At 71.7% G+C, this 24,521-nt stretch carries 22 protein-coding genes; 11 read left to right on the top strand and 11 right to left on the bottom strand.

Annotated features, from left to right (window positions below):
* Positions 1–190 precede the first annotated feature (190 nt).
* Positions 191–946, top strand: a complete 756-nt coding sequence (locus tag KBX50_RS05750; RefSeq protein ID WP_210935272.1) for a class F sortase — start codon at positions 191–193, stop codon at positions 944–946.
* A 46-nt stretch (positions 947–992) separates the two neighbouring features.
* Here the strand turns inward: KBX50_RS05750 and KBX50_RS05745 are convergent, their stop codons facing one another.
* From KBX50_RS05745 to KBX50_RS05735, 3 genes are all read right to left on the bottom strand, one after another.
* Entirely contained in the window at positions 993–1,304 is a 312-nt protein-coding gene (locus tag KBX50_RS05745) for an antibiotic biosynthesis monooxygenase (RefSeq protein WP_204012123.1), read from the bottom strand.
* Between the two features lie 167 nt (positions 1,305–1,471).
* On the bottom strand, positions 1,472–2,269 hold the full coding sequence (locus KBX50_RS05740; RefSeq protein ID WP_210935270.1) for an exodeoxyribonuclease III: 798 nt from the start codon (positions 2,267–2,269) through the stop codon (positions 1,472–1,474).
* A gap of 102 nt (positions 2,270–2,371) precedes the next feature.
* Complete coding sequence (locus tag KBX50_RS05735) at positions 2,372–3,295, bottom strand: proteasome assembly chaperone family protein (RefSeq protein ID WP_093404686.1); 924 nt, start codon at positions 3,293–3,295, stop codon at positions 2,372–2,374.
* Between the two features lie 193 nt (positions 3,296–3,488).
* Between KBX50_RS05735 and KBX50_RS05730 the strand changes: the two genes are divergently transcribed.
* Positions 3,489–4,253: an EcsC family protein gene (locus tag KBX50_RS05730; RefSeq protein WP_210935268.1), complete on the top strand. Its 765-nt coding sequence runs from the start codon at positions 3,489–3,491 to the stop codon at positions 4,251–4,253.
* Here KBX50_RS05730 and KBX50_RS05725 read toward each other — a convergent pair.
* Entirely contained in the window at positions 4,241–5,092 is an 852-nt protein-coding gene (locus KBX50_RS05725) for a GDSL-type esterase/lipase family protein (protein WP_210935267.1), read from the bottom strand. The genes KBX50_RS05730 and KBX50_RS05725 overlap by 13 nt on opposite strands.
* A gap of 135 nt (positions 5,093–5,227) precedes the next feature.
* Entirely contained in the window at positions 5,228–5,845 is a 618-nt protein-coding gene (locus tag KBX50_RS05720) for an antibiotic biosynthesis monooxygenase (RefSeq protein WP_210935266.1), read from the bottom strand.
* Positions 5,846–6,007: 162 nt separating this feature from the next.
* Between KBX50_RS05720 and KBX50_RS05715 the strand changes: the two genes are divergently transcribed.
* The 4 genes from KBX50_RS05715 (at position 6,008) to KBX50_RS05700 (ending at position 9,652) form a co-directional block, all read left to right on the top strand.
* Positions 6,008–6,829, top strand: a complete 822-nt coding sequence (locus tag KBX50_RS05715) for an NAD(P)H-binding protein (protein ID WP_247673188.1) — start codon at positions 6,008–6,010, stop codon at positions 6,827–6,829.
* 130 nt (positions 6,830–6,959) lie between these two features.
* The gene (locus tag KBX50_RS05710) at positions 6,960–7,223 is read left to right on the top strand and encodes a DUF6343 family protein (protein ID WP_210935265.1); all 264 of its coding nucleotides are present in this window, start codon (positions 6,960–6,962) and stop codon (positions 7,221–7,223) included.
* A gap of 14 nt (positions 7,224–7,237) precedes the next feature.
* Positions 7,238–8,650 carry an NADP-dependent succinic semialdehyde dehydrogenase gene (locus KBX50_RS05705; protein ID WP_210935264.1) on the top strand — a complete coding sequence of 471 codons (1,413 nt, stop codon included), beginning with the start codon at positions 7,238–7,240 and terminating at the stop codon, positions 8,648–8,650.
* A gap of 42 nt (positions 8,651–8,692) precedes the next feature.
* Positions 8,693–9,652 (top strand): TIGR03885 family FMN-dependent LLM class oxidoreductase, encoded by a 960-nt coding sequence (locus KBX50_RS05700; RefSeq protein WP_210935263.1) that lies wholly within the window; start codon positions 8,693–8,695, stop codon positions 9,650–9,652.
* Positions 9,653–9,799: 147 nt separating this feature from the next.
* Here the strand turns inward: KBX50_RS05700 and KBX50_RS05695 are convergent, their stop codons facing one another.
* Entirely contained in the window at positions 9,800–12,409 is a 2,610-nt protein-coding gene (locus KBX50_RS05695; RefSeq protein ID WP_210935261.1) for a glycoside hydrolase family 9 protein, read from the bottom strand.
* Between the two features lie 220 nt (positions 12,410–12,629).
* Here KBX50_RS05695 and KBX50_RS05690 point away from each other — a divergent pair, with 220 nt between their 5' ends.
* The gene (locus KBX50_RS05690) at positions 12,630–13,358 is read left to right on the top strand and encodes a PP2C family serine/threonine-protein phosphatase (RefSeq protein ID WP_210935259.1); all 729 of its coding nucleotides are present in this window, start codon (positions 12,630–12,632) and stop codon (positions 13,356–13,358) included.
* Between the two features lie 4 nt (positions 13,359–13,362).
* Here the strand turns inward: KBX50_RS05690 and hrpB are convergent, their stop codons facing one another.
* From hrpB to KBX50_RS05675, 3 genes are all read right to left on the bottom strand, one after another.
* Positions 13,363–15,870, bottom strand: coding sequence for an ATP-dependent helicase HrpB (hrpB, locus tag KBX50_RS05685; protein ID WP_247673233.1), 2,508 nt, complete (start codon positions 15,868–15,870; stop codon positions 13,363–13,365).
* 1,051 nt (positions 15,871–16,921) lie between these two features.
* Positions 16,922–17,113 (bottom strand): DUF397 domain-containing protein, encoded by a 192-nt coding sequence (locus KBX50_RS05680; RefSeq protein ID WP_210935257.1) that lies wholly within the window; start codon positions 17,111–17,113, stop codon positions 16,922–16,924.
* A 43-nt stretch (positions 17,114–17,156) separates the two neighbouring features.
* Complete coding sequence (locus KBX50_RS05675) at positions 17,157–17,999, bottom strand: helix-turn-helix transcriptional regulator (RefSeq protein WP_210935254.1); 843 nt, start codon at positions 17,997–17,999, stop codon at positions 17,157–17,159.
* A 141-nt stretch (positions 18,000–18,140) separates the two neighbouring features.
* Here KBX50_RS05675 and KBX50_RS05670 point away from each other — a divergent pair, with 141 nt between their 5' ends.
* The 3 genes from KBX50_RS05670 to KBX50_RS05660 are packed head-to-tail and all read left to right on the top strand — an operon-like array spanning position 18,141 to position 20,917.
* Complete coding sequence (locus KBX50_RS05670; protein WP_210935252.1) at positions 18,141–18,767, top strand: GPP34 family phosphoprotein; 627 nt, start codon at positions 18,141–18,143, stop codon at positions 18,765–18,767.
* Positions 18,768–18,803: 36 nt separating this feature from the next.
* Complete coding sequence (locus KBX50_RS05665) at positions 18,804–20,327, top strand: APC family permease (RefSeq protein WP_210935251.1); 1,524 nt, start codon at positions 18,804–18,806, stop codon at positions 20,325–20,327.
* Positions 20,324–20,917, top strand: a complete 594-nt coding sequence (locus KBX50_RS05660; RefSeq protein WP_307870854.1) for a GNAT family N-acetyltransferase — start codon at positions 20,324–20,326, stop codon at positions 20,915–20,917. Before KBX50_RS05665 ends, KBX50_RS05660 begins: the two co-directional genes overlap by 4 nt.
* 57 nt (positions 20,918–20,974) lie before the next feature.
* Here the strand turns inward: KBX50_RS05660 and KBX50_RS05655 are convergent, their stop codons facing one another.
* Positions 20,975–21,817 (bottom strand): SigB/SigF/SigG family RNA polymerase sigma factor, encoded by an 843-nt coding sequence (locus KBX50_RS05655; protein ID WP_210935249.1) that lies wholly within the window; start codon positions 21,815–21,817, stop codon positions 20,975–20,977.
* A gap of 392 nt (positions 21,818–22,209) precedes the next feature.
* Between KBX50_RS05655 and KBX50_RS05650 the strand changes: the two genes are divergently transcribed.
* Positions 22,210–22,944, top strand: a complete 735-nt coding sequence (locus KBX50_RS05650) for an acetoacetate decarboxylase family protein (RefSeq protein WP_210935247.1) — start codon at positions 22,210–22,212, stop codon at positions 22,942–22,944.
* Here the strand turns inward: KBX50_RS05650 and KBX50_RS05645 are convergent.
* On the bottom strand, positions 22,893–24,482 hold the full coding sequence (locus KBX50_RS05645; RefSeq protein ID WP_210935578.1) for a phospholipase D-like domain-containing protein: 1,590 nt from the start codon (positions 24,480–24,482) through the stop codon (positions 22,893–22,895). The genes KBX50_RS05650 and KBX50_RS05645 overlap by 52 nt on opposite strands.
* Between the last annotated feature and the right edge of the window lie 39 nt (positions 24,483–24,521).

Here is a 24,521-nt window from a genome sequence, read left to right as displayed (position 1 = left end):
CAGCTATCGACCCGACCTGTTCGTACCCTCGGCGAGCCCGCCACCGCGCCACCGCGACCGGGCTGCGGACCCTGGCCGCCCGCCGGGTCACGGTGATCGGGCTGCGGGCCCCGGCTCCGCGCCGCCCTACGGCGACCGATCGGCGGGCTCCGGATCTGTGCCTCGCGACCTTGTGACGGGCTCCGGTTCCATGCCGCGCCCGCACGGCTGGGCGGCGGTGCCGGACATCGGCTCCCGGCGCGCTCGCGCCGCAGCACCGTTCACCGACCGGCGTCGGGCACCGCGCAGCGCCGGCGGATCCGGCCGCGCGGCACGCTCCGGGCGCAGCCCGTGGTCGCTGCCGCTCGCGGTGGTGCTCGTGCTGGCCGGCGTGTTCGCCACCGGCGCCGGGCTCGGGCACACCGTCGGCGGTCCGCTCGACTGGACCGCCACCGGCGGTGAACGCGGCTCCGGCGGGGCATCGGCGGTACCCGCCGGGCGTACCGCCGCGCGGCCGGTGAGCCTGTCGATCCCGTCGATCGACGTCTCGGCGCCGGTGAAGCCGGTCGGCGACGCACCGGACGGCTCGATCGCCGTGCCGCCGCTGAGCCGGCACGAGGAAACCGGGTGGTACGACCGTGGGCCGGTGCCGGGGGATCCGGGGCCGGCGGTCATCGTCGGGCACGTGGACACCAAGAGCGGCCCGTCGGTCTTCTACGACCTGGGCAAGCTCAAGGTGGGGGACACCGTCGAGGTGGCCCGGGAGGACGACTCGGTGGCCGTGTTCACCGTGAACTCGGTGGAACACTTCCCGAAGGACCGGCTGCCCGCCGACCGGGTCTACGGCCACGAGGGCCCGCCCGGCCTGCGGCTGATCACCTGCGGCGGCGATTGGCTCGGCGGTGGCACCGGCTACGCCGACAACGTCATCGCCTTCGCCACCCTCACCACCACCCGCCCCTCCTGACCTGCCTGTCGCTAACCGCTCCGAGCCAGCAGTGGTGGGCGGTCGGTCAGGGGACCTGCTGCACGACCTCGAATTCGAGGAGGGTGGCGCCGGAGGCGACGGGTGGCCGCCGCTCGGCGCCGGGCGGGGTGGCGTGGGCGGCTCGGGCGGGGCCGGCGGCCCAGTCCTGGTACGCCTGCTCGGTCTCCCACCGGGTGTAGACGAAGTAGCGGTTCTCGCCGGCCACCGGGCGCAGCAGTTCGAAACCGAGGAAACCGGGGGAGTTCTCCACCGCGCGGGCCCGGGCAGCGAACCGCTTCTCCAACTCCTCGCCGCCACCGGGCGGAACGTCGATCGCGTTGATCTTCACAACTGCCATGACCTCACCCTAGCCGGGCGCACACGAACCAACACTGTCCCGGTAGGTGTTCATGATCCCTACAACTTCCCTGATAGCGCTGCCTCGCGAGGCGGTGAGGCCGCAACATCGCTGAAGTTGCACGGATCTTGGGGCGGGGTGAGGCGTGGTCAGGCGCGGCGCGGTGCTCAGAAGGACTCGACGGTGGGGATGAGGTCGGCGTCGACGACGATGGGGGCGTGGTCCGAGGGGCCCTTGCCCTTGCGGGCCTCCCTGTCCACGTACGCCGACCGGACGGCGCGGGCCAGCGGGGCCGAGGCGTACACCAGGTCGATGCGCATGCCCTTGTTCTGGTGGAACATGCCGGCCCGGTAGTCCCAGTAGGTGAACGGGTGTGGGCCCTTCATCGGGGTGGGCACCACGTCGGTGAGGCCGAGATCGCGCAGCGCCGCCAGGGCGGCCCGCTCGGGCGGTGTGACGTGGGTGGAGTTGACGAACAGCGCCGGGTCCCACACGTCGTCGTCGGTGGGTGCCACGTTGAAGTCACCGCAGACGGCAAGCGGCGCGCGGTTCGTCAGTTCGGTGTCCAGCGCGTCCCGCAGCGCCGCCAACCAGGCCAGCTTGTACGCGTAGTGCGGGTCGTCGGGCGTGCGACCGTTCGGCACGTACACCGACCAGACCCGCAGCCCGCCGCAGGTGGCCGAGATCGCGCGGGCCTCCGGCTCGGGGAAGCCGGGCTCGCCGGGGAACCCGACGGTGACGTCGGCAAGACCGACCCGGGACAGAATGGCGACCCCGTTCCACCGGCCGTCGCTGTGGCTGGCCACCGTGTACCCCAGCTCGCCCACCTCGGTCGCCGGGAAGGCGCCGTCCGGGCACTTGGTCTCCTGAAGGCAGACCACGTCCGGACCGGTGCCGGCCAGCCAGTCGAGCAGCCGGGGCAGCCGGGCCTTCACCGAGTTCACGTTCCACGTCGCCAGGCGCATGATGCCAGCCTGCCCCATTCCCGCTGGGCCCGCGCGGCCACCGCCGGCCGACACGCGCCGAGGTCGTCGGCGTGCCGCCCGCGTCAGCCCGAAGGCCCCCGCTCAACTCCCCGGGGTGTCGTTGTTCGGGCGGGTCTGCTCGGCGAGGAAACGCTCCAACTCAGCGCCGAGTTCCTCGGCCGTGGGCAGCGGACCGTTCTCCGTGGCGAGCAGGTTCTTCTCACCCCGGCCCCGGGCGTACGCGTCGTACTGCTCCTCAAGCGCCTGGACCAGGCTGGTGGCCTCGTCGCTCTGCGCGACCTGCCGGTCGATCTCCACCCGCACCACCTCGGCTGCCGAGCGCAGCCCGTCCCGGGGCAGCAGCAGCCCGGTGCTGCGGGACACCGACGCCAGCAGCACCTCGGCGGCGGCCGGGTACTCGGCCTGCGCCACGTAGTGCGGCACGTGCGCGGCGAAGCCCAGCGCGTCGCGGCCCGCCTCGCCGAGGCGGAACTCCAGCAGGTGACCGACGCTGCCGGGAACCTGCACCCGTTGCAGCCACGGTTCGTAGCCGGAGATCAGGTCGCGCCGGGTGGCGTGCGCGGTCACGCCGGTCGGTCGGGTGTGCGGCACCGCCATCGGGATCGCGTTGAGCCCGACGGTGAGCCGGACGTCCAGTCGGGCGGCGAGCCCGGCGACGGCGGCGGTGAACCGTTCCCACTGAAGGTCAGGCTCCGGGCCGGTGAGCAGCAGGAAGGGGGTCTCGTCGTCGTCGTGGAGCAGGTGCAGCTCCAACTCCGGGTCGTCGTAGCTCTCCCAGTGATCCTCGACGAAGGTCATCACCGGTCGGCGGGAGCGGTAGTCGAAGAGTTGATCCAGGTCGAACCGGGCGATCGGGCGGGACTCCAGTGATGTGAGCAGCTGCTCGCGGGCGAGCCGGCTCGCGTTACCGGCGTCGACGAAACCGGTGAGCGCCTGGATCAGAACCGGCTGACCGAGGTCGGGCAGATCGTCGGTTAGTTCGTAGAGCTCGTGTGGGTCGAGCACCGGTGCGGCCTCCCTGCATGTGCGTAACGGGGCCACCGGATTCGCGGTGCCCCGATCGCCAGAACGTACCTGCCATCCTCGTGCATTCCTGTCGGGCCGGTCCGCCCGGCCCGGCGTCACCGTGCGATCGGCCGACGGTACGCCGTTGCCCCGTCGGGGTACACATGGATGGGCGCCACCGAAAGGAGAGGTGATGAGCGATCCCGTGTCCGCCGAGGGCCAACCCGTCACCCCGGCTCCGCCGACGCCCGGCAGCCGGGTCGTCGAGGCGCCACCGGCCACACTGTGGGACCGGATGCGCCAGGATCCGCAGTACGCTCCCGAGCACCTCGCGCTCGAGGCGGTGCGCCGGCTCGGCCCGGAGGCCGCGCAGTGGGCGCAGCGGATCCGCGCCGCGCAGCCCGGGATCAGCGCCGAGACCCTGGCGGAGCAGGCGGTACGCCGGTTCGTCAACCAGGCCCGGCTCTCCGGGGCCGTCTCCGGCGCGGCCGGACTGCCCGGTGCAGTGGTCGACGTCGGCGTGCTGGCCTGGACCCAGTCCCGCATGGTCCTGCACGTCGCCGCCGCGTACGGTGCCGACCCGACGCATCCCGACCGCGCTACCGACCTGCTGGTGCTCCAGAAGGTGCACAAGGTCGCCGCGAGCGCCCGCGTGGCGCTGGGCGTGGCGGCCGGGCGGGAACGGGCGGGCGCGCTGTTCGGCGGTGGCGGGCAGGCACCGCTCGGCCGGGTGATGCTGCACCTCGGGGTCCGCCTCGCCCAGATGGCCGGGGTACGCGCGGCGAAACGGCTCTTCGCCAAGGTGGTCCCCGGAGCGGCGATCATTCTCGGCACCTGGGCGAACTCGTCGGCCACCAAGAAGCTGGCCGAGCGTTCCCGCGCGCTCTACCGTCAGCACGGCGAAGCTCGGATCCCGCTGCCCCGTCATTCCGAGGAAACTGGCGATCAATCGGCGTAGCCGGAGGAACGCCAGGTCACCTCGGCGAGGCGGGACTGACCGGCGGCGTTGGGGTGGAAGTAGTCAAGCGCGTTCACCAGGTCCAGGTCGAAGCGGATCCGGTGCGCGGCGCCGCCGTCATAGCGGCATCGTGAGCCGTACGCCCGGCAGGCCGCCTTCAGTTGACCGTTGTACGCACTGACCCGTTCCCGGAACGCCGCGCGGCGGCTCCGATCCGCCGGTGCGGTCGACGTCGCCTCGGCCAGCAGCGCTGGACATATGCCCCGCCGCCAGGCACGTACCGCCCGCGGTTCATCGTGGCCGACCTCCCAGAGCCGGTACAGGTTCGGGATGCTGACGACCAGGACGCGGGCCTTCGGCCGCCCCTCGCGCAGCACCCGCAGCCCTCGGTCGACCTGGTCCCGGAAATCGGCCACCGGGGTCATCGCGTCGATCGTGCCGCGGCAGGCGTCGTTGGCGCCGACCAGCACGGTGACGTAGTCGGCGCGGTCGCGTACCGCCGCCTCGGCCTGGCCGGCCAGCGCCGCGGCACGGGCTCCCGCCCGTGCGCGGTTGTGGGCCTTGCCGCGCAGGCCCGGGTTCCGGTCGAGCAGCCGGCGGTAGTGGCTGTCGACCCGCAGTCCGTCCCCCGTCGACCAAGAGTTGCGCTCGCACGAGGTGAGGACCAGACAGGACCCGAAGCCGGTGGTGATCGAGTCACCGAGGGCGGCGACGACCCGGGGGGAGCCGGGCTGGGCCGTGCCGCCCGACGGTCGCGGCGCCGCGTCCCCACCCGCCTCGCAGGCCAACGCGACGAGCGCGAGCAGGCAGACGGCGGCGGTGGTCCAGCGTCCAGGCATGACTTCCCCAGCCTCACAGCACAGAGCGACAGCACGGTGACTCTACGCGCGTGAGTCGGGTTGACCGCGCGTTGCTGTCGGGGATGCGGCAGTGCCCTGTCGTACCCCGGGCCGGCGTGCTATAGCGGCTGGCCGCTACCGGCGCCGGGGCGCCCGTCGGTCGCGCCAGGGTGCCCGCTGGCCGTGCAGCCACCAGTGCAGCGCCCGGGTGATCCGGGGCAGCACCAGATAGGTCATCAGCGGGGTCAGGGTGAGCGTCATGACCAGTACCCGCGCCGCCGTCGGCAGTCCTGGCAGAAGTTGGCCGGTGAGCAGCGTGGCGGTCAGGCTGAGCGGAAAGAACGCCAGCCAGATGGTCACCGCCTGCTTCCAACGCGGCGGCGACGGCGGCACGGTCGGTTCCGCGTCGAGCGGCTCGATGGCCGCCGCGCGCGGCGGGTCGAACCAGCCTTCGATGCCGGTCCGTCGCTCGACGTGGGTGTGCTCGACGATTCCCTGCGCCGACGTCAGCCACCAGTGTCGCTGCGGCGATTCCTCCCAACGGCGCAGAGTGTCCGGGTCGGCGAACCGGTACAGCATGTGCCAGTCGCCGGATCCGGGGGCGCGGCGTACCCAGCCCGCCCCCAGGAACCCCGGGAACGCCTCGGCCAGCGCCGTACCGGCCCGCATCCACGCCACCATCTCGTCGGTACGGGCGGGGTCGGCGCGTCGGGCGACGGCGACGGTCACCGGCTCGGCATGGCTCACGGTCATGGGTCCATGTTCCCCGCCGATGCCCGGATCGGCCGGGTCATGCGGGGCCGGTGTAACGCAACGCACGGCCGTCCCGCAGCGCCCGGCCGTCCCGCGATCCGTGGTGTCCGGCGATCTTGGTGGCCAGCCGGCCTTGTCACAGGCGGCTGCTCGACTGGGCGCATGACGAACCAGGACATGATTCTCGTGCTCGGCGGCACCGGTACGACCGGTCGGCGCGTCGTCCGCCGGTTGCGGGACGCCGGGCACCCGGTCCGATCCGCGTCCCGTTCGGGAGAGGCGCGCTTTGACTGGACCGATCCGAATTCCTGGCGGGCATCCCTCGCCGGGGTCACCGCGATGTATCTGATGGCTCCGCACGACCGGCCGGTCGAATCCGATTTCGTCCGGCTGGCGGTGGAGCACGGGGTGGGCCGCGTGGTGCTGCTCTCCAGCCGGGCGATCGAGGCGATGGGTGACGAGCGACTGATGGCCGCGGAGGAGACGGTACGTGCCTGCGGCGCGCAGTGGACGATCCTGCGCCCCGACTGGTTCGACCAGAACTTCGACGAGGGCTTCTTCCGGGAGGCCGTGCTCGCCGGGGAGATCGCCGTGCCGGTTGGCGACGCCCGGCAGTGCTTCGTCGACGCCGACGACATCGCAGGCGTCGCGGTCGCCGCCCTTACCGGTGCCGGACACGCCGGCCGCACGTACGAGATCACCGGCCCGGATGCGCTCTCCTTCGGCGAGGCCGCAGAGATCCTCACCGAGAAGGTCGGCCGCCCGGTTCGTCATCTCGGTACGGCCGACGACTACCGGACGGTGATGCTCGCGCTCGGTGTCCCGGCCGAGCAGGTGGCGGGCGAGATCGCCGCGTTCGGGGCCCTGCGCGACCTGGGCGACGGCCAGCCGACCGGCACGGTCCGGCAGGTGACCGGCCATGATCCGAAGAGCTTCGCCGCGTACACCGCCGAGGCGGCGGCCCGTGGCGCCTGGGATTCCTGACTGGCCGCGGCAGCCCGCCGCGGGCCGGATGGCCGGGTCGCCGTCGCCGGCCTCCGTCGCCCGGGCCACAGCGGCGGGTGGAAAGGGGCGGACGACGGTTAGCTCCGGCGGCGCGGGGTAGGTGGAGGTGATGACGAGATCACAGCCTCGGCGTGCCCGTGGCACGGTCGGTCACGCGTACAGCGCACTGAACCTGCGACTGGCGTTGGCCAGCTTCGGGCTCGTCACCATGACCGTTTTCGCGGTGTTGGCGTTCCGTGCCGACGTGGCCTGGTTGGGTGTCGTCTGCGCCGTCTTCGCGGTGGTTGCCGTGGTTGATCTGATCATCATTCAACGTCGTCGCGCCGCCCGCCGCCGGGAGGAGCCCGGCGCGCGGCACTCGCTCTTCGAGTGACGGGAGAAGCACTGATGACCATCGCCACCACCAATCCGGTCAACGGCCAGGTGCTCAAGACGTACGAGGCGATGTCCGACGAGCAGATCGACGGCGCGATCGAACGGACCGACCTGGCGTACCGGCAGTTGCGCGGCACCACGATCGAGCAGCGCGGGCGGTGGCTGACCGCGGCGGCCGATCTGCTGGAGGCGGAGCGGAACGAGATCGCCCGGCTGATGACCACCGAGATGGGCAAGACGCTCGCCGCCGCCAAGGCCGAGGTCACCAAGTGCGCCACCGCCTGCCGCTTCTACGCCACCCGGGCGGCCGAGTTCCTCGCCGACGAGCCGGCCGACGCCGAGGCGGTCTCGGCGACCCGGGCGTTCATCCGTTACCAGCCGATCGGTCCGGTGCTGGCGGTGATGCCGTGGAACTTCCCGCTCTGGCAGGTGATGCGTTTCGCCGCGCCGGCCCTGATGGCCGGCAACACCGGCCTGCTCAAGCACGCCTCAAACGTGCCGCAGACCGCGCTGCTGCTGGAGGACCTGTTCCGCCGGGCCGGTTTCCCCGAGGGCGCGTTCACCACCCTGCTGGTCGGCTCCGAGGCGGTGGACCGGATTCTGAGCGACCCCCGGGTACGCGCCGCCACGCTGACCGGCAGCGAGGTCGCCGGCCGGTCGATCGCGCAGATCGCCGGCCGGGAGCTGAAGAAGACGGTGCTGGAGTTGGGTGGCAGCGACCCGTTCGTGGTGATGCCCACCGCCGACGTGGAACTGGCCGCGCAGGTGGCCACCACCGCCCGCTGCCAGAACAACGGCCAGTCCTGCATCGCGGCCAAGCGTTTCATCGTGCACACCGACGTCTACGACGCCTTCGCCGAGGCGTTCGCGCACCGCATGTCGGCGCTGCGCGTGGGCGACCCGATGGACGGCGACACCGACGTCGGCCCGCTGGCGTCCGAGCGGGGGCGCGACGAGGTCGACGCGCAGGTGCGGGACGCGGTCGACAAGGGAGCCACGGTGCTCTGTGGCGGGGAGAAGCCGAGCGGGGAGGGCTGGTTCTACCCGCCGACGGTGGTGACGGATCTGAACCCGGGTATGCGGATGTGGGCGGAGGAGGTGTTCGGGCCGGTCGCCGGGTTGTACCGGGCCTCGTCGTACGACGAGGCGATCGAGTTGGCCAACGGCACCAGCTTCGGGCTCGGCTCGAACGCCTGGACCCGCGACCCGCAGGAGCAGCAGCGGTTCGCCACCGACCTGGAGGCCGGGGCCGTCTTCATCAACGGGATGACGACGTCCTACCCGGAGCTGCCCTTCGGCGGGGTGAAGAACTCCGGCTACGGCCGGGAACTCTCCGCTCAGGGCATGCACGAGTTCTGCAACGTCAAGACGGTCTGGGTGGGGGAGGGCACCGCCACTGCCGGCGCCGGCAGCCACTCCGAGTAGCCGCTGCTTACGCCTGCCCCCGGGTGGGTAGTGAAGCGCGGCATGACGGCGATCGCGTTTCACGCTTCCCACGAGCAGATCCACCCGCGCGAGCTGCTGGCGGCGGTGATCCACGCCGAGCAGGTCGGCTTCGACGCCGCCATGTGCTCCGACCACTTCGCCCCCTGGAGCGAACGCCAGGGCCACTCCGGATTCGCCTGGTCCTGGCTCGGGTCGGCGTTGCAGGCCACCGGCCTGTCCTTCGGGGTGGTCAACGCGCCCGGGCAGCGCTATCACCCGGCGATCATCGCGCAGGCGATCGGCACGCTCGCCGCCATGTACCCGGGCCGGTTCTGGGCGGCCCTGGGCTCCGGGGAGGCCGCCAACGAGCACATCACCGGCGACGCGTGGCCGCGCAAGGACGTACGCAACGCACGGCTGCGCGAGTGCGTGGACGTCATCCGCGCCCTGCTGGCCGGCGAGGAGGTCAGTCACGACGGCCTGGTCCGGGTGGACCGGGCGAAGCTGTGGAGCCGCCCGGAGCAGCCACCGGCGTTGGTCGGGGCCGCCGTCAGTGTCGCCACCGCCCGCTGGTGTGCCGAGTGGGCGGACGGCCTGATCACGGTGAACGCGCCGACCGACCACCTGCGCCGCATGATCGACGCCTACCGGGAGGCCGGAGGTCGTGGACCGGTGCACCTCCAGGTGCACCTGAGCTGGGCGCCCGCCCAGGCCGAGGCCGAGGCGATCGCCTACGACCAGTGGCGCAGCAACGTGTTCGCGCCGCCGGTCTGCTGGGATCTGACCACACCGGAACACTTCGACGTGGTCTCCGCCGACGTGCCGATGGCCCGGCTCGCCGAGGTGGTAAACATCTCCGCCGACCTAGGCCGGCACGTGGCCTGGCTGGAGGAGTACGCCGACCTCGGCTTCGACCAGATCGCCCTCCACCACGTAGGCCAGGACCAACGCCCCTTCCTCGACACCTTCGCCGACCAGGTCCTCCCCAAACTCCGCGCCTGACCCCGTCAGTCCGCGTTGATCATGAGGTTAGCGGCACTTGTCGATCTTCAAAGTGCCGCTAACCTCATGATCAACGCGGACTGGGTGGTGGGTCAGCGGGTGGGGGCCGGGTGGGGTGCCGGTCGCCGACGGCACCCCACCCGGGGATCAGGACACGGTGCAGGGCGCGCCGTTGACCGTGACCAGGTTGGGCGCCGGGTTCGCGCCGCCGCCGGTGGTGGCGTTGAAACCGAACATCACCGAGGCACCCGGGTTGATCCGCGAGTTGTACGACTCGCTCTTCGCGGTCACCGTGGCCCCGGACTGCGTCACCTTGGCCATCCACGCCTCGCGCACCTTGGCGTCACCGGTGAAGGCGAACCGGGCGGTCCAGCCGTTCACCGCGGCGGTGCCGGTGTTACGGACGTTCACCTGGGCGGTGAAGCCGGTGCCGCCCTGCCACGAGCCGTAGTTGGTGTACGACACCGTGCAGGTGGGCGCCGGCACCGCAGCGGAATCGCCCTGGTCCGCCAGGAACGAGGAGATCCAGGCCAGCGCCGAGTTCCAGTTGATCGCCACTTCGTTTGTGGAGTACGAGGCGATGTCGTCGACGTAGCAGAACATCGGTGCGCAGCCTTCGAGCAGCTGCTCCACGAACGGGTCCTGGAGCGCGGCGTTCGGACCACCGGCGATCGAACCGGCCGGCGGCTTCGGCATGCTCGGGTCGAGCTGGAAGCCGAAGATCCGGCTGTGCTGGTTCTCCGCCGCGTGCTCGCCCCACCCGGTCACGTACGAGATGTTCAGCGCGTTGCGGCCGAGGATGTAGTCCATCGTCTGCACCGCGCCGTCGCGGTACTTCGCCGCCCCGGTCAGGTCGAACGCGGTGGCCAGCACGACCGCGTTGTTGATGATGGCGCCGTTACCGCCCCAGAAGTAGCTGTTCGGGTCGCCGGGCATGGGCAACCCGTACGCCTGCCGGCGGATCTCGGCGAGGTAGCCGTCAGCGGCGTCGATGACCGACTCGCGGATCCGGGTCTGCTCGGCGGCCGGCAGCCCGTTCGGCACGGTGGCCAGGTCGAGGCGACCCAGCGCGGCCACGCTCTGCCAGCCAAAGCCCCGGGGGTCGAAGACATCCCCGGTGTGGTGCGGCGAGGCGGTCAGATCGGTCAGGTAGGCGCTCTCGCCGGTGGTCAGGTACAGCTCGGCGGCCGCCCAGTAGAACTCGTCGGTGACGTTGGTGTCGTCGTACGGGCCACCGCCGTTGCCGGTGGAGGGGGCGTACCGGGCCGGGTTGGCCTTGGCCGCCGCGTACGCGGTCTTCGCCGCACTGCCACAGCGCTGCGCGAACTCCTTGTCGTACGGGGCGAACAGTCGGGCGCACTGGGCGGCCGTGGCGGCCAGGTTCAGGGTGGCGGCGGTGGACGGCGGGTGCAGCTCGCGCGGCTCCGGGTCGTCCTCGGGCTGCATCGGCAGGCCGGTCCAGTTCCGGTCGTGGATCTTGTGGTGGGCCATCCCGGCCAGCGGCTTGCCGGCCGGAACCTGCATCCGCAGCAGGAACTCCAGCTCCCAGCGGGCCTCGTCGAGGATGTCCGGCACCCCGTTGTCCCGCTCGGGCAGCCGCAGCGTCCCGTCGCCGAGGTCGGCGCCGAAGCCGGCAGTGGCGGCGTTCTTGGTCCGCTCGAAGGCGCTCAGCAGCTGGTAGGTGGCGATGCCGCCGTTGACCACGTACTTGCCGTGGTCGCCCGCGTCGTACCAGCCGCCGCGTACGTCGAGCCGGTAGTCGCAGGAGTTGGCGACACAGGGCACGTCGGTGTCGCCCTGGTTCGGCGCGACGTCGAGGTGACCGGCGGGGCGGGCGTACTCCTCGCCGACCAGGTCACCGTCGATTTCGATGCCGCTGCGCTGGATGTAGAAGAACTGCAGGGCGTCCGACCGCAACTGGTCGTAGAGCGTGCCGGAGATGTCGAACGGGTGGCTGACCTCGCCGTCCACGGCCAGCGTCAGCCCCTGTCCCGGGGTGCGGTACGACGAGAAGTCCAGCGAGTGCACGTTCTGTGCCGACGCCTCGTCGACCCCGCGGGGAGTGGTGGTGCCGTTGGCCAGCACGGCGCCGGAGGCGGAACGCAGCTCCCAGGGCAGCGCCTCGGTGGCCTCGGTGACCACCGTGGCGTTCTTCGGCCCGCCGGGCAGGTAACCGACCTGGTTCACCCGCACCCGGGGGCCGGTGTCCGGCACGTACGGCTCGGGCGGGTTGCCGCCGCGCAGCGAGACGTTGTCCAGGCAGATGGTCTGCGCCTCGGCGCTGCCGCCGACCTGGAAGATCAGCTGGGCGCGATCGTCGTCGTTCGGAGCGACGAAGGTGCGCTCGACGCGCTGCTGGGTCGGCGTCGCGGCGGCGGTGACCGAGTAGTAGCCGGTGTAGGGCTCGCTGCCGAGTTGCAGCACGGCGGCGACCGAACCGCCAGGGGTGGCGGTGACGTCGAAGCCGAGGGTGTACTCGGCGCCGGCGATCAACGGAAGCGCGTCGTGGCCGATGCCGGCGTCCCAGGGGTTGGCCAGGCCACCGGCCACGGTGGCACAGAGCTGGCCATCGACTACGCCGAGCGTGTTGGTGCCATATGAGAACCAGGGCGACGAGCCGTCGCTGAAGTCACCGTTGCGGATCTGTTCGGGTGCGTCGGCGGGTGGATCTGCGAACGCGGTGCCGGCGCTAACGCCGACCAGCGCCACGGCTGTCGCCGCGGCGAGCACCGCGAGACGACGTCGGGATGGCGTCACGGGGGAAGTCCTTCCGACGAGCGGGACGGAATAGGCGAGGTGGAGGTCGAACCTGGGAGCGCTCCCAGGTATCGGGCATGTTTCCAGGGCGCGCAGGACATGTCAATCGATCGCATCCGATGAGAATTCATGTTCACCCTCAGTGAGATTCACCGCGCCACGCCGGGCGGTCCTGATCTCCTAGAGACAACCGAGCCCTACTCCTGGCAGGCTGCGTGCCATGACCCTGAAGCTGCGTTCCGCCGGGACGAGCGACCGTGGGCTGATCCGCAGCGGAAACCAGGACGCGTTGCACTCCGGCACCTGGCTGGTCGCCGTCGCCGACGGCATGGGCGGCATGGCCGCCGGTGACCTGGCCAGCGCCATCGCCATCGGAGCCGTGGCACCACTCGACGTGGAGACGCCGGAGGACGTGCTGGTCGCCGCGTTGCAGAACGGCATCCAGCTGGCCACCGAACGGATCCGTCAGGCGGTCGCCGAGGATCCCCAGCGGCAGGGCATGGGCACCACGCTGACCGCGCTGCTGTTCGCGCGTACCGGCAGCTGCCTGGCGCTGGCCCACGTGGGTGACTCCCGGGCCTACCTGTTCCGCGACGGTGTCCTCAAGCAGATCACCCGGGATGACACCTTCGTGCAGATGCTCGTCGACCAGGGGCTCATCACGCCGGACCAGGCCGTCAGCCATCCCCGCCGGGCCGTGGTGACCCAGGCGTTGCAGGGCGACGAGGTCTCTCCGACGTACGCGACAATGGTGCCCCGCGCCGGTGACCGCTGGCTGCTGTGCAGCGACGGACTGTCAAACGTCGTACGCGCCGACACCCTGGCCGAGGTGCTGGCCGGCCAGCCGGACCGGGACGCCTGCGCACGCCACCTCATCGACCTGGCGTTGCAGGCCGGTGGCCCGGACAACATCACAGTCGTCATCGCCGACGTGGTCGACGAGCCGTGAGCCGTCAGGAACGCCGCCCGGCCCGTCGGGTCGGCACGGCCGTGGTCGGATCCTCCGGCCAGGGGTGGCGCGGATAGCGTCCGCGCAGTTCGGCGCGGACCTGGCGGTAGCCGGAGCGCCAGAACGAGGCGAGGTCGGCGGTGACCGCCACCGGTCGGCCGGCGGGGGAGAGCAGGTGCAGCAGCACCGGCACCCGACCGTCACCGACTCTGGGCGCCTCGGGCCAACCGAACGTCTCCTGAAGCCGGACCGCGAGAACCGGCGCGGCCGGATCGGCGTAGTCGACCCGGATCCGCGAACCGCTCGGCACCGCGATCCGCTCCGGTGCCAACTCGTCCAGCCGCCCGGCCAGCGGCCAGGGCAGCAGCCGGCGTAGCGCACCGGTCACGTCGACCCGAGCCAGATCGGCCCGGCGTCGGGCACCAGCGAGCTCCGGCCCGAGCCAGTGCGGTGCGCCGGCCAGCAACGCCTCGTCGGAGACGTCGGGCCAGTCGTCGCCGAGCGCGTACCGGCAGAACGCCAGCCGCTGACGCAGGGCGTTGGCCGCCGGCGTCCAACTCAACACGTCGAGCCCGGTCTCGCGCAGGCCGGTCAGCAGCGCGACGGCCACCGCCTCCCGGTCCGGTCGGGCCAGCGGACGGTCGACCAGCTCGATGGCACCCAGTCGGAGCACCTCCCTGGCCACCACGTCGCCACCCGACCAACCGATCTCCCGCTCGGTCCGCAGCAGCGAGCCGGCCGCCTCGCGGGCGGTCACCTCATCGAGGACGGCGGCGAGCCGGATCCGGGCGGCCGGCGCGCCGGGAGCGCGGTCGGCCACCGCGGCGGCCAACCAGTCGACGCCCACCAGCCCCGACCCCGGGGCCAACTCCGCCGCGGTTCCGCCACTCATCAGGTACGCCGAACCGCCCGGCCGCCGTACCCGGGCCAACCGTTCCGGGTACGCCAACCCGACCAGCAGCCCGGCGGCAAGCTCGTCGGGCAGCCACCTCGACTGGTCTGGCCGCTGTTGCGGCCCGGACGCGCCCGGTGGCAGGGCGGCGCGCAGCCGACGTACCTCCGCGCGCCAGCGGGCGGTGGCGGCCGGGTCGGTGCCGGCGCGCAACCGACGCCAGACGGCACCGAGATCGTCGCCGGAACCGGCCACGGTCGACTCGGCGAGCAGCGCCACCACCTGCGCGGCACGGTCGGCGCCGACCCGGTCGGCCCCGTCGAGCAGCGCCCGAGCCAGCCGGGGATGCGCTCCGACGGCGGCCACGGCCCGGCCCCGCTCGGTGATCCGCCCGTTCGCGTCGATCGCACCGAGGGCGGTAAGCGTCTCGGACGCCACCGTCATCGCCGCCGATGGAGGCGGGTCGGGCAGCGCTAGCCCGGTCCCGCCGGGGGCGCCCCAGGCGGCCAGTTCGAGGGCGAACCCGGTCAGGTCGGCGGTGGCGATCTCCGGCTCCGGCTGCGCGGGCAACCGCTCGTGCACCCCCGCCGACCAGCAGCGGTACACCTGGCCGGGTGCTTCCCGCCCGGCCCGGCCGGCCCGCTGGGTCGCCGCCGCCCGAGACACCGGCACGGTGACCAGCGCACCCAGCCCTCGGGCCAGGTCCAGCCGGGCCACCCGGGACAGGCCCGCGTCCACCACCGTCCGTACGCCCGGCACGGTCAAACTGCTCTCCGCCACCGCCGTGGCCAGCACCACTCGCCGCCGGTCTCCCGGCCGCAGTGCGGCGTCCTGCTCGGCACCGCTCTGGCGGCCGTGCAGGCGTAGCACATCGACGCTGTCCTGCACTTGGACCAACCGGCCGGCGACGGCGGCGATCTCGCCCACGCCGGGCAGGAAGACCAGCAGGTCGCCCTCCTGCTCGACGAGAGCCCGGCGGACGGTGGCCGCGACGTGGTCGAGCAGTGCCCGGTCCACCGGGCCCGCACCGGGCGGCGCCAGAGGTCGGGGCGGTGGCGCCCAGACGCGGGTCACCGGATGCAGCGCCGACGAGGCCCGAACCACCGGTGCCGGCACCGTGCCGCCGAGCAGGGCAGCGAAGCGGTCCGCCTCCGGGGTCGCCGACATGCCCAGCAGCCACAGCTCCGGCCGCAGGGTTGCCCGGGACTCGACGCTGAAGGCGAGCGCCAGGTCGGCGTCGAGCTGACGTTCGTGGATCTCGTCGAGCAGCACCGCGTCGACGCCGGCCAACTCCGGGTCGTGATGCATCCGGCGGACCAGCAGGCCGGTGGTGACCACCTCGATCCGGGTACGCGGTCCGGCCCGTCGTTCACCCCGAACCGCATAACCGACCCGACCGCCGACCGGCTCCCCGAGCAGCGCCGCCATCCGGCGGGCCGCAGCACGGGCGGCCACCCGGCGCGGCTGGGCGACGAGCACCCGCCCGCCCACCGCGTCGGCCACGGCGAGCGGGGCGAGGCTGGTCTTACCCGTGCCCGGCGGGGCGACCAGGACCGCGCTGCCGGCCGAGCCCAGCGCCGCCACCAGCGCCGGCAGCACCGCCCGCACCGGCAGGTCCATACGCACGTCGGAGAGCACGGCCCAGTCTCGCACCGCCCCGACCCCTCGCCCCCGACCTCTCACCCCCGACCCCTCGGCCCCTGCCTTGCGCACCGCCCCTGCCCCTCGCCTTCGGCCCTCGCTTCGGCCCCTGCCCCCGCCATTGCCCGACCCAACCTCGCGTCGCTCCGTTCGAAACGACCTGTAGCCGGTCGACCCGGCGGCGTGGGTGCCCGGGCCGCGTCCGTGTTCGGGCACCCGGCCGCGCTCGCAGTGGGCACCCGGCCGCGCTCGCATTGGGCACCGCGACCGCGTCCGCATCGGGTCATCGGGACCGCTTCCGCACCGGTCACCGGGACCGCGCGCCCGTGTGGGGGTGCCGGACCGCGCCCGCCTCGGTGCGCCGCGTCGGCAGGTGCCGGCGTCGTTGCACCCGCACCGCGCGGCATCCGTGTCAGTGCAGCGCCCGAGTTCCCCGGGCTGCCTGCTGCTGTCCGCGTCGAGGCCGTGACTCGTCGAGGACACCCGCGTCGGTGCCCGTCGACCTAGGCGTGACCGTCACACTTCGTAGCCGCTTCCCCTGGCCCCGCATAGGGGTCTTCGGCCCCTTTGCTCTGCTTCAACCCACGCAACGGTTACTTTCCGCGAACGGTCAGCCCGTTGGGCGATGAGCCAGGTCGAACGTTAGGGCAGCTCGGACGGGGGGTGCGTGGGTTGAAGCAGAGCAAAGGGCGGAGGGCGAGATGTGGTGGGAAGGTGGCGCGGTCGCGGAGGGTAATCTGCGACAGTGTCGCGCCTTGGTGACAGATGGTGACGGTTTGGCTGCTCTGGCCGCCGCTTCGCTTGGGCCACAGACACAGACACTCACTCGCGGCGGCATGGCGCGGCCAACAAGCAATCGGGATCGGCCTCACAACCGTCGGGTTGGGACAGTGGTGATCGCCGTGGGAGGTGGCCGGACGAGCGGTCCGAACGGTGGCAACGGGGCCGAGCGGCGCGGTGCGCCGTGAGGTGGCAGCGCGGTGCGCCGCGCGGTGGGGTGGGTGTAGCGCCCGGCGGGGGAATTGTGGGGTCAGCGAGTGTGGACGCTGGCGACGAAGGCGTTCCACGCCGACGGTGGGAAGGTCAGCACGGGGCCGTGACGGTCCTTGCTGTCCCGAACCGCGACCCCACCGTCGATGGTGGCCACCTCGACGCAGTTGCCGTTGCCCACACTGCGCGTGCTGGTGCGCCACTCCGCCCGGGACAGGTCGAGCGCGGTCATCGCGATCCCTTCGTCGATACCGAGGGTGACCGCGATGCAGCGGTCACGTAAAGTAACGAGAAGCTTCCTTCAGGCGGATCAGGGACGCCGCTGGATCGAGTGCCAGAGTGCACAGCCTCTCGTGCACAAGGCTATACGAGCGCACCTGCGCGCCCTCCTCCAGTGCCAGGCCCGTGGAGAGATTTTCCAGGTAGACAACGGCCGCGTCGGCCGCGTCGGCGAACGTGAGGATCACGTACGGCGAGTTCATGGCCGGATGTCCACCGGCCTCGAACGGAAGTACCTGGATGATTACGTTAGGTAGTTGAGCGAGGGTTTCCAGGTGGCTCATCTGGCCCGCCATGACGGCGCGATCGCTGACAGGGCGTAGCAGTACTGCCTCGTTCAGCACCACCGACAATTCCACCGGTGCGTCGCCGCGCAGCACGTCCTGCCGGCGGAGCCGGGCGGCCACCTTGCGGTCCAGATCGTCCTCACCGGCGGTCAGCCGGTACACCTCGCGGGCGTACGCCTCGGTCTGCAACAGGCCGGGCACCGCCTCGGCCTCGTACGTGCGCAGGGTGGCGGCCTCAGCCTCCAGTCCCACGTAGAACTCGAACCATTCCGGGAGGACGTCGCTGTAGTGCTGCCACCAGCCGCGTTGCTGTGCGCCCCGGGCGATCTCGATGAGCGCCTCGGCGTCGTTGCCGGTGACCTGGTACAGGGCGAGCGCGGCCCGGACGTCGCGCGGCTTGATGCCGATCTGCGCGTTCTCGATGCGGGACAGGTTGCTCTTGGACATGTCCAACTGTCGGGCGGCGACATCCAGGGTCATTCCGGCGCGTTCGCGCAACTGGCGCAGTTCCCGGGCGATACGGCGTCGTCGAACGGTGGGGCTCGCGGTCACCCTCCGAGTCTGTCACGGGAAAAGGCGCAGGTCGCTTAACCACGGAGTGCAACTGGCAAAAACGGGAGTTGCGTTGCAGTTGCGCTCGGTGCATCCTTTTCCGGTTAGCGATCACTGTGGACGGCCGGCTCGGGAGGACGTGTGCTCACCGCCGACGAGTTCTTTCTGATCGCGCACAACGACACCCGGGGCAAGGCGAAGCTGCACCCGGCGGCGACCAGCCTCGGGCTGGCCGGGGGGCTTCTCGGTGAGCTGATCCTCTATGGACACATCACGGTCGGCGCTGGTCAGCTCAGCGTGATCGACCGCCGGCCGCCAGCCGACGCGTTGGCGCACACCGTGCTGGACCAGTTGATCGGCGAGGCCCAGCACCAGTCGGTGCGTACCTGGCTCAGCTTTCTCGCGCAGACGTCGGTGACCTCGGTGGGCGAGCGGCTCTCCCGGGCCGGCGTACTGCGCCGGCAGGAGAGCCGGCGGCTGTTGCGGACCATCGTCACCTACCAGCCGATCGACCTCAACGTGGTGGCCTGGCCAGCGACCCGGCTGCGTGCGCTGCTGGAACGTGCCGAGCCGCCCAGTGTGCCCGACGCGACGCTGCTCGGGTTGGTCGCCGCCGCGGGGCTGACCCGGGAGGTGCTGTGGAGCGCCGGTCCGCGCGCACACCACCGACTCAACCTGATCATCCCGGCCCTGCCCGACCCGCTGAAGGAACTCGTGGCGCACACCGAAGCCGCCGTTGGCGCGGCGGTGCTGCGCGGCGCCCCCTGACCCGGTACACCCCCTTCCCCCAGACCGGAGCAGTTCATGTCCTCGACAGCGACAACCGAACGACCGAGCAACGTCTCCGAGGCGCTGGCCCGTGGCCGGCTCGGCGTCCCCTCAGTGATTTTCTTCGTCCTCTCCGCGGCGGCGCCGCTGACCGTGGTCGCCGGCGTGGTCACCACCGGCTACGGCGTGATCGGCGTGCTCGGCATTCCGCTGGCCTTCCTGGCGGTGGCCGTGGTGCTCGCCGTGTTCTCCGTCGGCTACGTGGCGATGGCCCGTCGGATGGCAAACGCCGGGGCCTTCTACGCGTACGTGGCGCGTGGGCTGGGACGCCCGGCCGGGGTGGGTACGGCCTGGGTGGCGCTGATCGCCTACAACGCCCTCCAGGTCGGGCTCTACGGGACCATCGGCGCGGCGGCGGCACCGGTGCTGGACCGGCTGTTCGGGATCACCCCGCAGTGGTGGATCGTGGCGCTGGTGGCGTGGGCACTGGTGGGAATGCTCGGCCTGCTCCGAGTGGACATCAACGGCATGGTGCTGGCGGCGCTGCTCTGCGCCGAGATCGCCATCATCGTGGTGTTCGATCTCGGCCAGCTGGGCAATCCGGCTGGCGGCGACGTGAGCTTCGCCGCGTTCTCGCCGGAGAACTTCTTCGTGCCGGGGCTCGGCGCGGTGCTGGTACTGGCGATCCTCGGGTTCGTCGGCTTCGAGGCAGCGGTGGTCTTCAGCGAGGAGAGCAAGGACCCGAAGCGTACGGTACCGATGGCCACCTACCTGTCCGTGGCGATCATCGCGGTGGTCTACGCGCTCTCCTCGTGGAGCATGACGGTGGCGGTCGGGCCGGACCGGATCGTCGAGGAGGCGGGCACCCAGAGCGTCGAGCTGATCTTCAACCTGGCCGGTGCGCACCTGGGTGACACGGTCCTGACCATCGGGCAGGCGCTCTTCCTGACCTCGGTGCTGGCCGCCATGATTTCGTTCCACAACACCACCGCCCGCTACACCTTCGCGCTGGGCCGGGAGCGGGTGCTGCCCGCGGTGTTCGGCCGTACCTCACCGACCACCGGCGCACCCCGCGCCGCCTCGCTCGCGCAGAGCGCGCTCGGCCTGCTGGTGATCATTCTGTACGCGGTCAACGGCTGGGACCCGGTCCTGCAACTGTTCTTCTGGCTGGGCACCAGCGGCGGATTCGGCGTGCTGCTGTTGATCGCCACCACCGCGGTCGCGATCATCGCGTACTTTGCCCGCAGCGAGGTGCAGGAGACGCTGTGGCGGCGGTTGGTCGCGCCGGGCATCGCCGTGATCGCGCTGATCGCGATCATCGTGCTGGCGGTGCAGAACTTCGCCAACCTGCTCGGGGTCGAGCCGGATTCGCCGCTGCGCTGGGCGATCCCGCTGGCCTACCCGGTGGCGGCGCTGCTGGGCGGACTGTGGGGCCTGTCGCTACGGCGGCGGCGTCCCGACACGTACGCCCGGATCGGCCTGGGCGCGGAGAGCGCGGCGGCCGTCGTGGCCTCCGCGCCGGTGGCCGAGCCGTCGCCCGCGGCGGAGGTGCGGCGGTGACCCGGCCGGAGATCGGACGACTCGGCGAGGACGACGCTCGTTGGGTCGCCGCGCGGATCGCCGAGGCATTCATGGTGCTTCCCCAGCCTCGCTGGCTGGTGCCGGACGAGGCCAAGCGGGAGTCGGTGCTGGCCGGGAACTTCGAGATCATCGTCGAGCACGCCACTCGGCACGGGCTGGTGTTCGGCACCGATGACCGGGCCGGGGTGGCGGTCTGGCTGCCGTCGGTCGGTGAACCGCTGCCGCCGCCGGAGGACTACGACGCCCGGCTGGCCTCGGCGTGCGGGGAGTGGACCCCGAACTTCGTGCACCTGGACGAATTGTTCGCCGCCAACCATCCGCACGACGATCATCACCACCTGGCGCTGCTGGCCGTGCGTCCGGACCGCCAGGGCCAGGGCGTCGGCACCGCGCTGCTGCGCCACCATCACGCCTGGCTGGACGCCAACGGCATGCCGGCGTACCTGGAGGCGAGCAGCGAGACCAGCCGCGACCTGTACGCGCGGCACGGCTACCGGGTCGCCGAGCCGTTCCGGCTGCCCGACGGCACGCCGTTCTGGCCGATGTGGCGGGAGCCGGTCGCCGGCTGAGGTGCGAAGACGATGGTGGCCGGGTCCGTCGGACCCGGCCACCATCGCCACCCCCTCCTAGTACGTGCCGTCGAGCTGACCCCGCAGCTTCGTCAGCGCCCGGGCCAGCAGCCGGGACACGTGCATCTGCGACACGCCGATCTGCTCCGCGATCTGCGACTGCGTCAGGTTGCCGTAGAACCGCAGCGTCAGGATCTTCTGCTCGCGCTCGTCCAGCGTGGCCAGCGCCGGGCCCAGCGCCACCCGCAGCTCGGCCAGCTCGAACTCGCTGTCCTCGCCGCCGAGCATGTCGCCCAGCTCGGTCGCGCGGTCGCCGTCACCGGTCGGCGTGGACAGCGACACCGCGTTGTACGCGCGGGCGCCCTCCAGGCCCTCCAACACCTCTTCCTCGGTGAGCTTGAGGTGTGTGGCGATGTCGGCCACGGTCGGGGAGCGGCCCAGGGACTGCAGCAGGGAGCTGTTGGCGTCGGAGATGGCCAGCCGCAGCTCCTGCAGGCGGCGAGGTACGCGGATGTCCCACGTCCGGTCGCGGAAGTGCCGCTTCAGCTCGCCGATGATGGTGGGGATCGCGTACCCGGCGAAGTCGACCCCGCGGGACGGGTCGAACTTGTCGATGGCCTTGATGAGGCCGACGGCGGCGGTCTGCGCCAGGTCGTCGGTGGGCTCGCCGCGACCGCTGTAGCGGTGGGCGAGGTGGTTGGCGAGCGGCAGCCACGCCTCGATCGCCCGGTCGCGCAGCGCGGCCCGGGAGGGATGCCCGGCCGGCAGCGCCGCCATGGCGTTCAGCAGCTCGGCGGCGCTGTCGGTGAGCGCCCGCGGGTCGAGCTTGGGGGTCGGGGTTGCCGGGGTGGTCGGGGTTGCCGGGGTGGTCGCCGATTCGGTGATCGTTGACGCGGTCATGGTGGTCCTCCCTGCACCTCGTCCGCGGATATAGACGTGACGCTTTGGTTAGTTCTGTTAGTACGTTCGGGAGTCACCTTAGCCCGATCGTCTCCTGGAAATCTAGCCGAAAGGACGATGTACTTAGGTTATTTCCAGGCATGAAAGGCGCAAAAGGGTCAAGGTCAACCTGCCGGACGTGGTCGGATCGTCGCGATGACCCCGTGCGGACGGCCGATCGGGCCAATAGTGGATGCCCGTCCGTCCACCACCGCCAAGTCGGATGGGGTCGCCGGGACGTCGAACGGAGGATGGTCGCCGCAGCTGGCAAGCGGAGTGTCACCAATCCGTCGTTGTCCCGTGAACGGGACCGGGCTTAGCGTCGCGGGGTACATCCCTGATCCGGAGGCGCCGTGCTCGATCCTGCCGTTCCCCACCTCGTCGTGAACAGCCGGACGCTGTACTTCAGCTGGTTGCCGGCAGACCCGGACGCGGTGGCGGCGCTGGTCCCCGAGGGGCTGCGGCCCCACCCGGACCGCGAGGTCTTCATGAACCAGTACGTGGTGGACGACGAGAGCCAGACCTCCGGCTTCGGTCCCTACTCCCTGACCTACCTCGGCGTCACGCTCGTCGGGATGGACGCCCCGGACGGGGTGACCCCGGGCGGCTGGTGGACCCACTACGTCACCTCCAGCGAGCGGGTACGCGGCTACGCCCTGGCCCGGGGTGCCCCGGCCGTACCCGGCCGCACCACCATCACCGAGCGGGGCGGCACGATCGTCACCGGGACGGACATCGAGGGCGTGCCGGTGATCCGGGCCGAGGTACGCGTCGGCGACACCGGCCACGCCATGCACAACGGACACCACCGCTACCTGACCGAGTTGCACGGTCAACTGGTCAGCAGCATCTATCCGGTGGTCGCCGAACCGTCCACCGCGTTCGAGATCGAGTCGGTCGAGTTCCTCGATCCGGACCACCCCGTCTACGCGTTGCGCCCGGAGAACCCGCTCACCATCGCCTGGGGCTACTACTCACCGCGCTCCTCGTTCGCGTACCCCGGTGGGCTGACGGTGCTCGGCGAGCTGGAGCCGAGCTACCAGGTGCCGGACCGGCGGGCCCGCAGCGGTCTGCCGTCGGGGTCGTAGACCAGGCGGTACGCGGGCAGCGCCCAGGCCCGGGTCCACCAGGGCAGGCGTCGGGCACGGTGCGGTCGCAGCCGGCCGGGTGGGCGTGGGCCCACCTGGCCGTTGTCGTACCAGCGTTGCAACGCCTCGGCGGCGGCGGTGATCGCGGTGACCGCGTCGTCCGGGTCGATCAGGTCCGTGTCGTCGCCGCCGGCCGGATCGCGGTCCAGATGCTCGCGGAGCAGGCGTAGCCGCAGTTCCCGGGCGAAACGCCGGGCTCCGTCACCCTGCCCGGCCGGATCGTGCGGGTGGCGTTCGTCCGCGGTGTCGTCCAGCACCGCGCAGGAGAGTTCGCTGTCGTGGGTCCAGGACCGCCGGTTGAAGTTGTCGCTGCCGACGCAGGCCCACACGTCGTCGACCACGCACACCTTGGCGTGCACGTAGACCGGGGTGCCGGCGTGGTTCTCCACGTCGAAGACGTGCACCCGCCCCGCCGCGGCCTGCTCGCACAGGGCCAGCGCCTGCTCGCGACCGACCGTGTTCGGCGGCAGGGCCAGCCGCCCGTCCACGTCGGGATGGCGGGGCACCACGGCGACCAGATGCAGCTCCGGATGGTCGCGCAGCGCTCCGGCGAAGAGTTCGGCGACCTCGGTGGACCAGAGGTACTGGTCCTCCAGGTAGATCAGCCGACGGGCGCGGCGTACCGCCTTGGTGTAGCCCCGGGCCACCGTGCGTTCGCCGTCCGGGGCGAACGCGTACCGGGGTCGGACCGCGGGGTAGGTGCGCAACACCTGGACGTGGTGCGGCCCGCAGGTCGGTGGGTCGGCCGGTTGCTCCGGCAGCGTCCCGGGGGTGAGATCCGCCCCACGGAGCCGGTCGCGCAGATAGGCCAGGGGGTTCTCCGAGTCCAGCGGCATCGGGTCGGTCCAGCGCTCGCGGAACGTGGTGTCCAGCGCGCCCACCACCGGCCCGCGCAGCGCGAGCTGCACATCGTGCCAGGGCGGATGCTCACCGTAGGCGGCGGCCATCTGCACCGCCTGAGGGTCGCCGTGATGGGCGTCGTCGTCGCGGCGGCTGTGGCACAGGTCGATCCCGCCGACGAAGGCGATGTCCTGGTCGGGGGCGGCTGGACGGCGCAGCACCACCAGCTTCTGATGGTGCGATCCACCCCGCCGGACCCGCTGGTCGAGCAGCACCTCCCCGCCGGCGGCCGAGATCGCCTCGCTGAGGTTTCGGTTCTCCTGGTGGCTGTAGGACAGCACGTCGAGGTGCGAGCGCCAGATCAGACCCTTCACCACCACGCCGCGCTGGGCCGCTCGGGCGAACAGCTGTGAGATGGTCGGCCCGTCCGGACGGAGGCGCTCGTCCGGGTCGCCCCGCCAGTCGGCGAAGAAGAGGTGGTCGCCGGCGCCCAGCCCCTCGACCTCGGTGACCAGCCGGTCGAAGTACTCGGCGCCATGAATCAGCGGCTCGGCGAGGTTTCCACTGGTCCAGACGGGTAACTCAGAGACCGGGTTGGCGCGTTCCGGTGCGGTGAGGAACCAGTCCTGTAGCGGCACGCTCCCGCCCTCAGAGAGGTCGTTCACGTCCTCACCATA

It is taken from the genome of Micromonospora sp. C51 (assembly GCF_018070435.1).
GTDB lineage: Bacteria > Actinomycetota > Actinomycetes > Mycobacteriales > Micromonosporaceae > Micromonospora > Micromonospora sediminimaris.
This window is presented reverse-complemented; position numbering and strand designations above follow the sequence as displayed.

Excerpts from the sequence above, each read along its gene's own strand:
- KBX50_RS05750 (WP_210935272.1), top strand. The coding sequence starts at position 191 with ATGCCGCGCCCGCACGGCTGGGCGGCGGTGCCGGACATCGGCTCCCGG.
- KBX50_RS05745 (WP_204012123.1), bottom strand. The coding sequence starts at position 1,304 with ATGGCAGTTGTGAAGATCAACGCGATCGACGTTCCGCCCGGTGGCGGC.
- KBX50_RS05740 (WP_210935270.1), bottom strand. The coding sequence starts at position 2,269 with ATGCGCCTGGCGACGTGGAACGTGAACTCGGTGAAGGCCCGGCTGCCC.
- KBX50_RS05730 (WP_210935268.1), top strand. The coding sequence starts at position 3,489 with ATGAGCGATCCCGTGTCCGCCGAGGGCCAACCCGTCACCCCGGCTCCG.
- KBX50_RS05725 (WP_210935267.1), bottom strand. The coding sequence starts at position 5,092 with ATGCCTGGACGCTGGACCACCGCCGCCGTCTGCCTGCTCGCGCTCGTC.
- KBX50_RS05720 (WP_210935266.1), bottom strand. The coding sequence starts at position 5,845 with ATGACCGTGAGCCATGCCGAGCCGGTGACCGTCGCCGTCGCCCGACGC.
- KBX50_RS05715 (WP_247673188.1), top strand. The coding sequence starts at position 6,008 with ATGACGAACCAGGACATGATTCTCGTGCTCGGCGGCACCGGTACGACC.
- KBX50_RS05710 (WP_210935265.1), top strand. The coding sequence starts at position 6,960 with ATGACGAGATCACAGCCTCGGCGTGCCCGTGGCACGGTCGGTCACGCG.
- KBX50_RS05705 (WP_210935264.1), top strand. The coding sequence starts at position 7,238 with ATGACCATCGCCACCACCAATCCGGTCAACGGCCAGGTGCTCAAGACG.
- KBX50_RS05700 (WP_210935263.1), top strand. The coding sequence starts at position 8,693 with ATGACGGCGATCGCGTTTCACGCTTCCCACGAGCAGATCCACCCGCGC.
- KBX50_RS05690 (WP_210935259.1), top strand. The coding sequence starts at position 12,630 with ATGACCCTGAAGCTGCGTTCCGCCGGGACGAGCGACCGTGGGCTGATC.
- hrpB (WP_247673233.1), bottom strand. The coding sequence starts at position 15,870 with ATGGACCTGCCGGTGCGGGCGGTGCTGCCGGCGCTGGTGGCGGCGCTG.
- KBX50_RS05680 (WP_210935257.1), bottom strand. The coding sequence starts at position 17,113 with ATGACCGCGCTCGACCTGTCCCGGGCGGAGTGGCGCACCAGCACGCGC.
- KBX50_RS05665 (WP_210935251.1), top strand. The coding sequence starts at position 18,804 with ATGTCCTCGACAGCGACAACCGAACGACCGAGCAACGTCTCCGAGGCG.
- KBX50_RS05655 (WP_210935249.1), bottom strand. The coding sequence starts at position 21,817 with ATGACCGCGTCAACGATCACCGAATCGGCGACCACCCCGGCAACCCCG.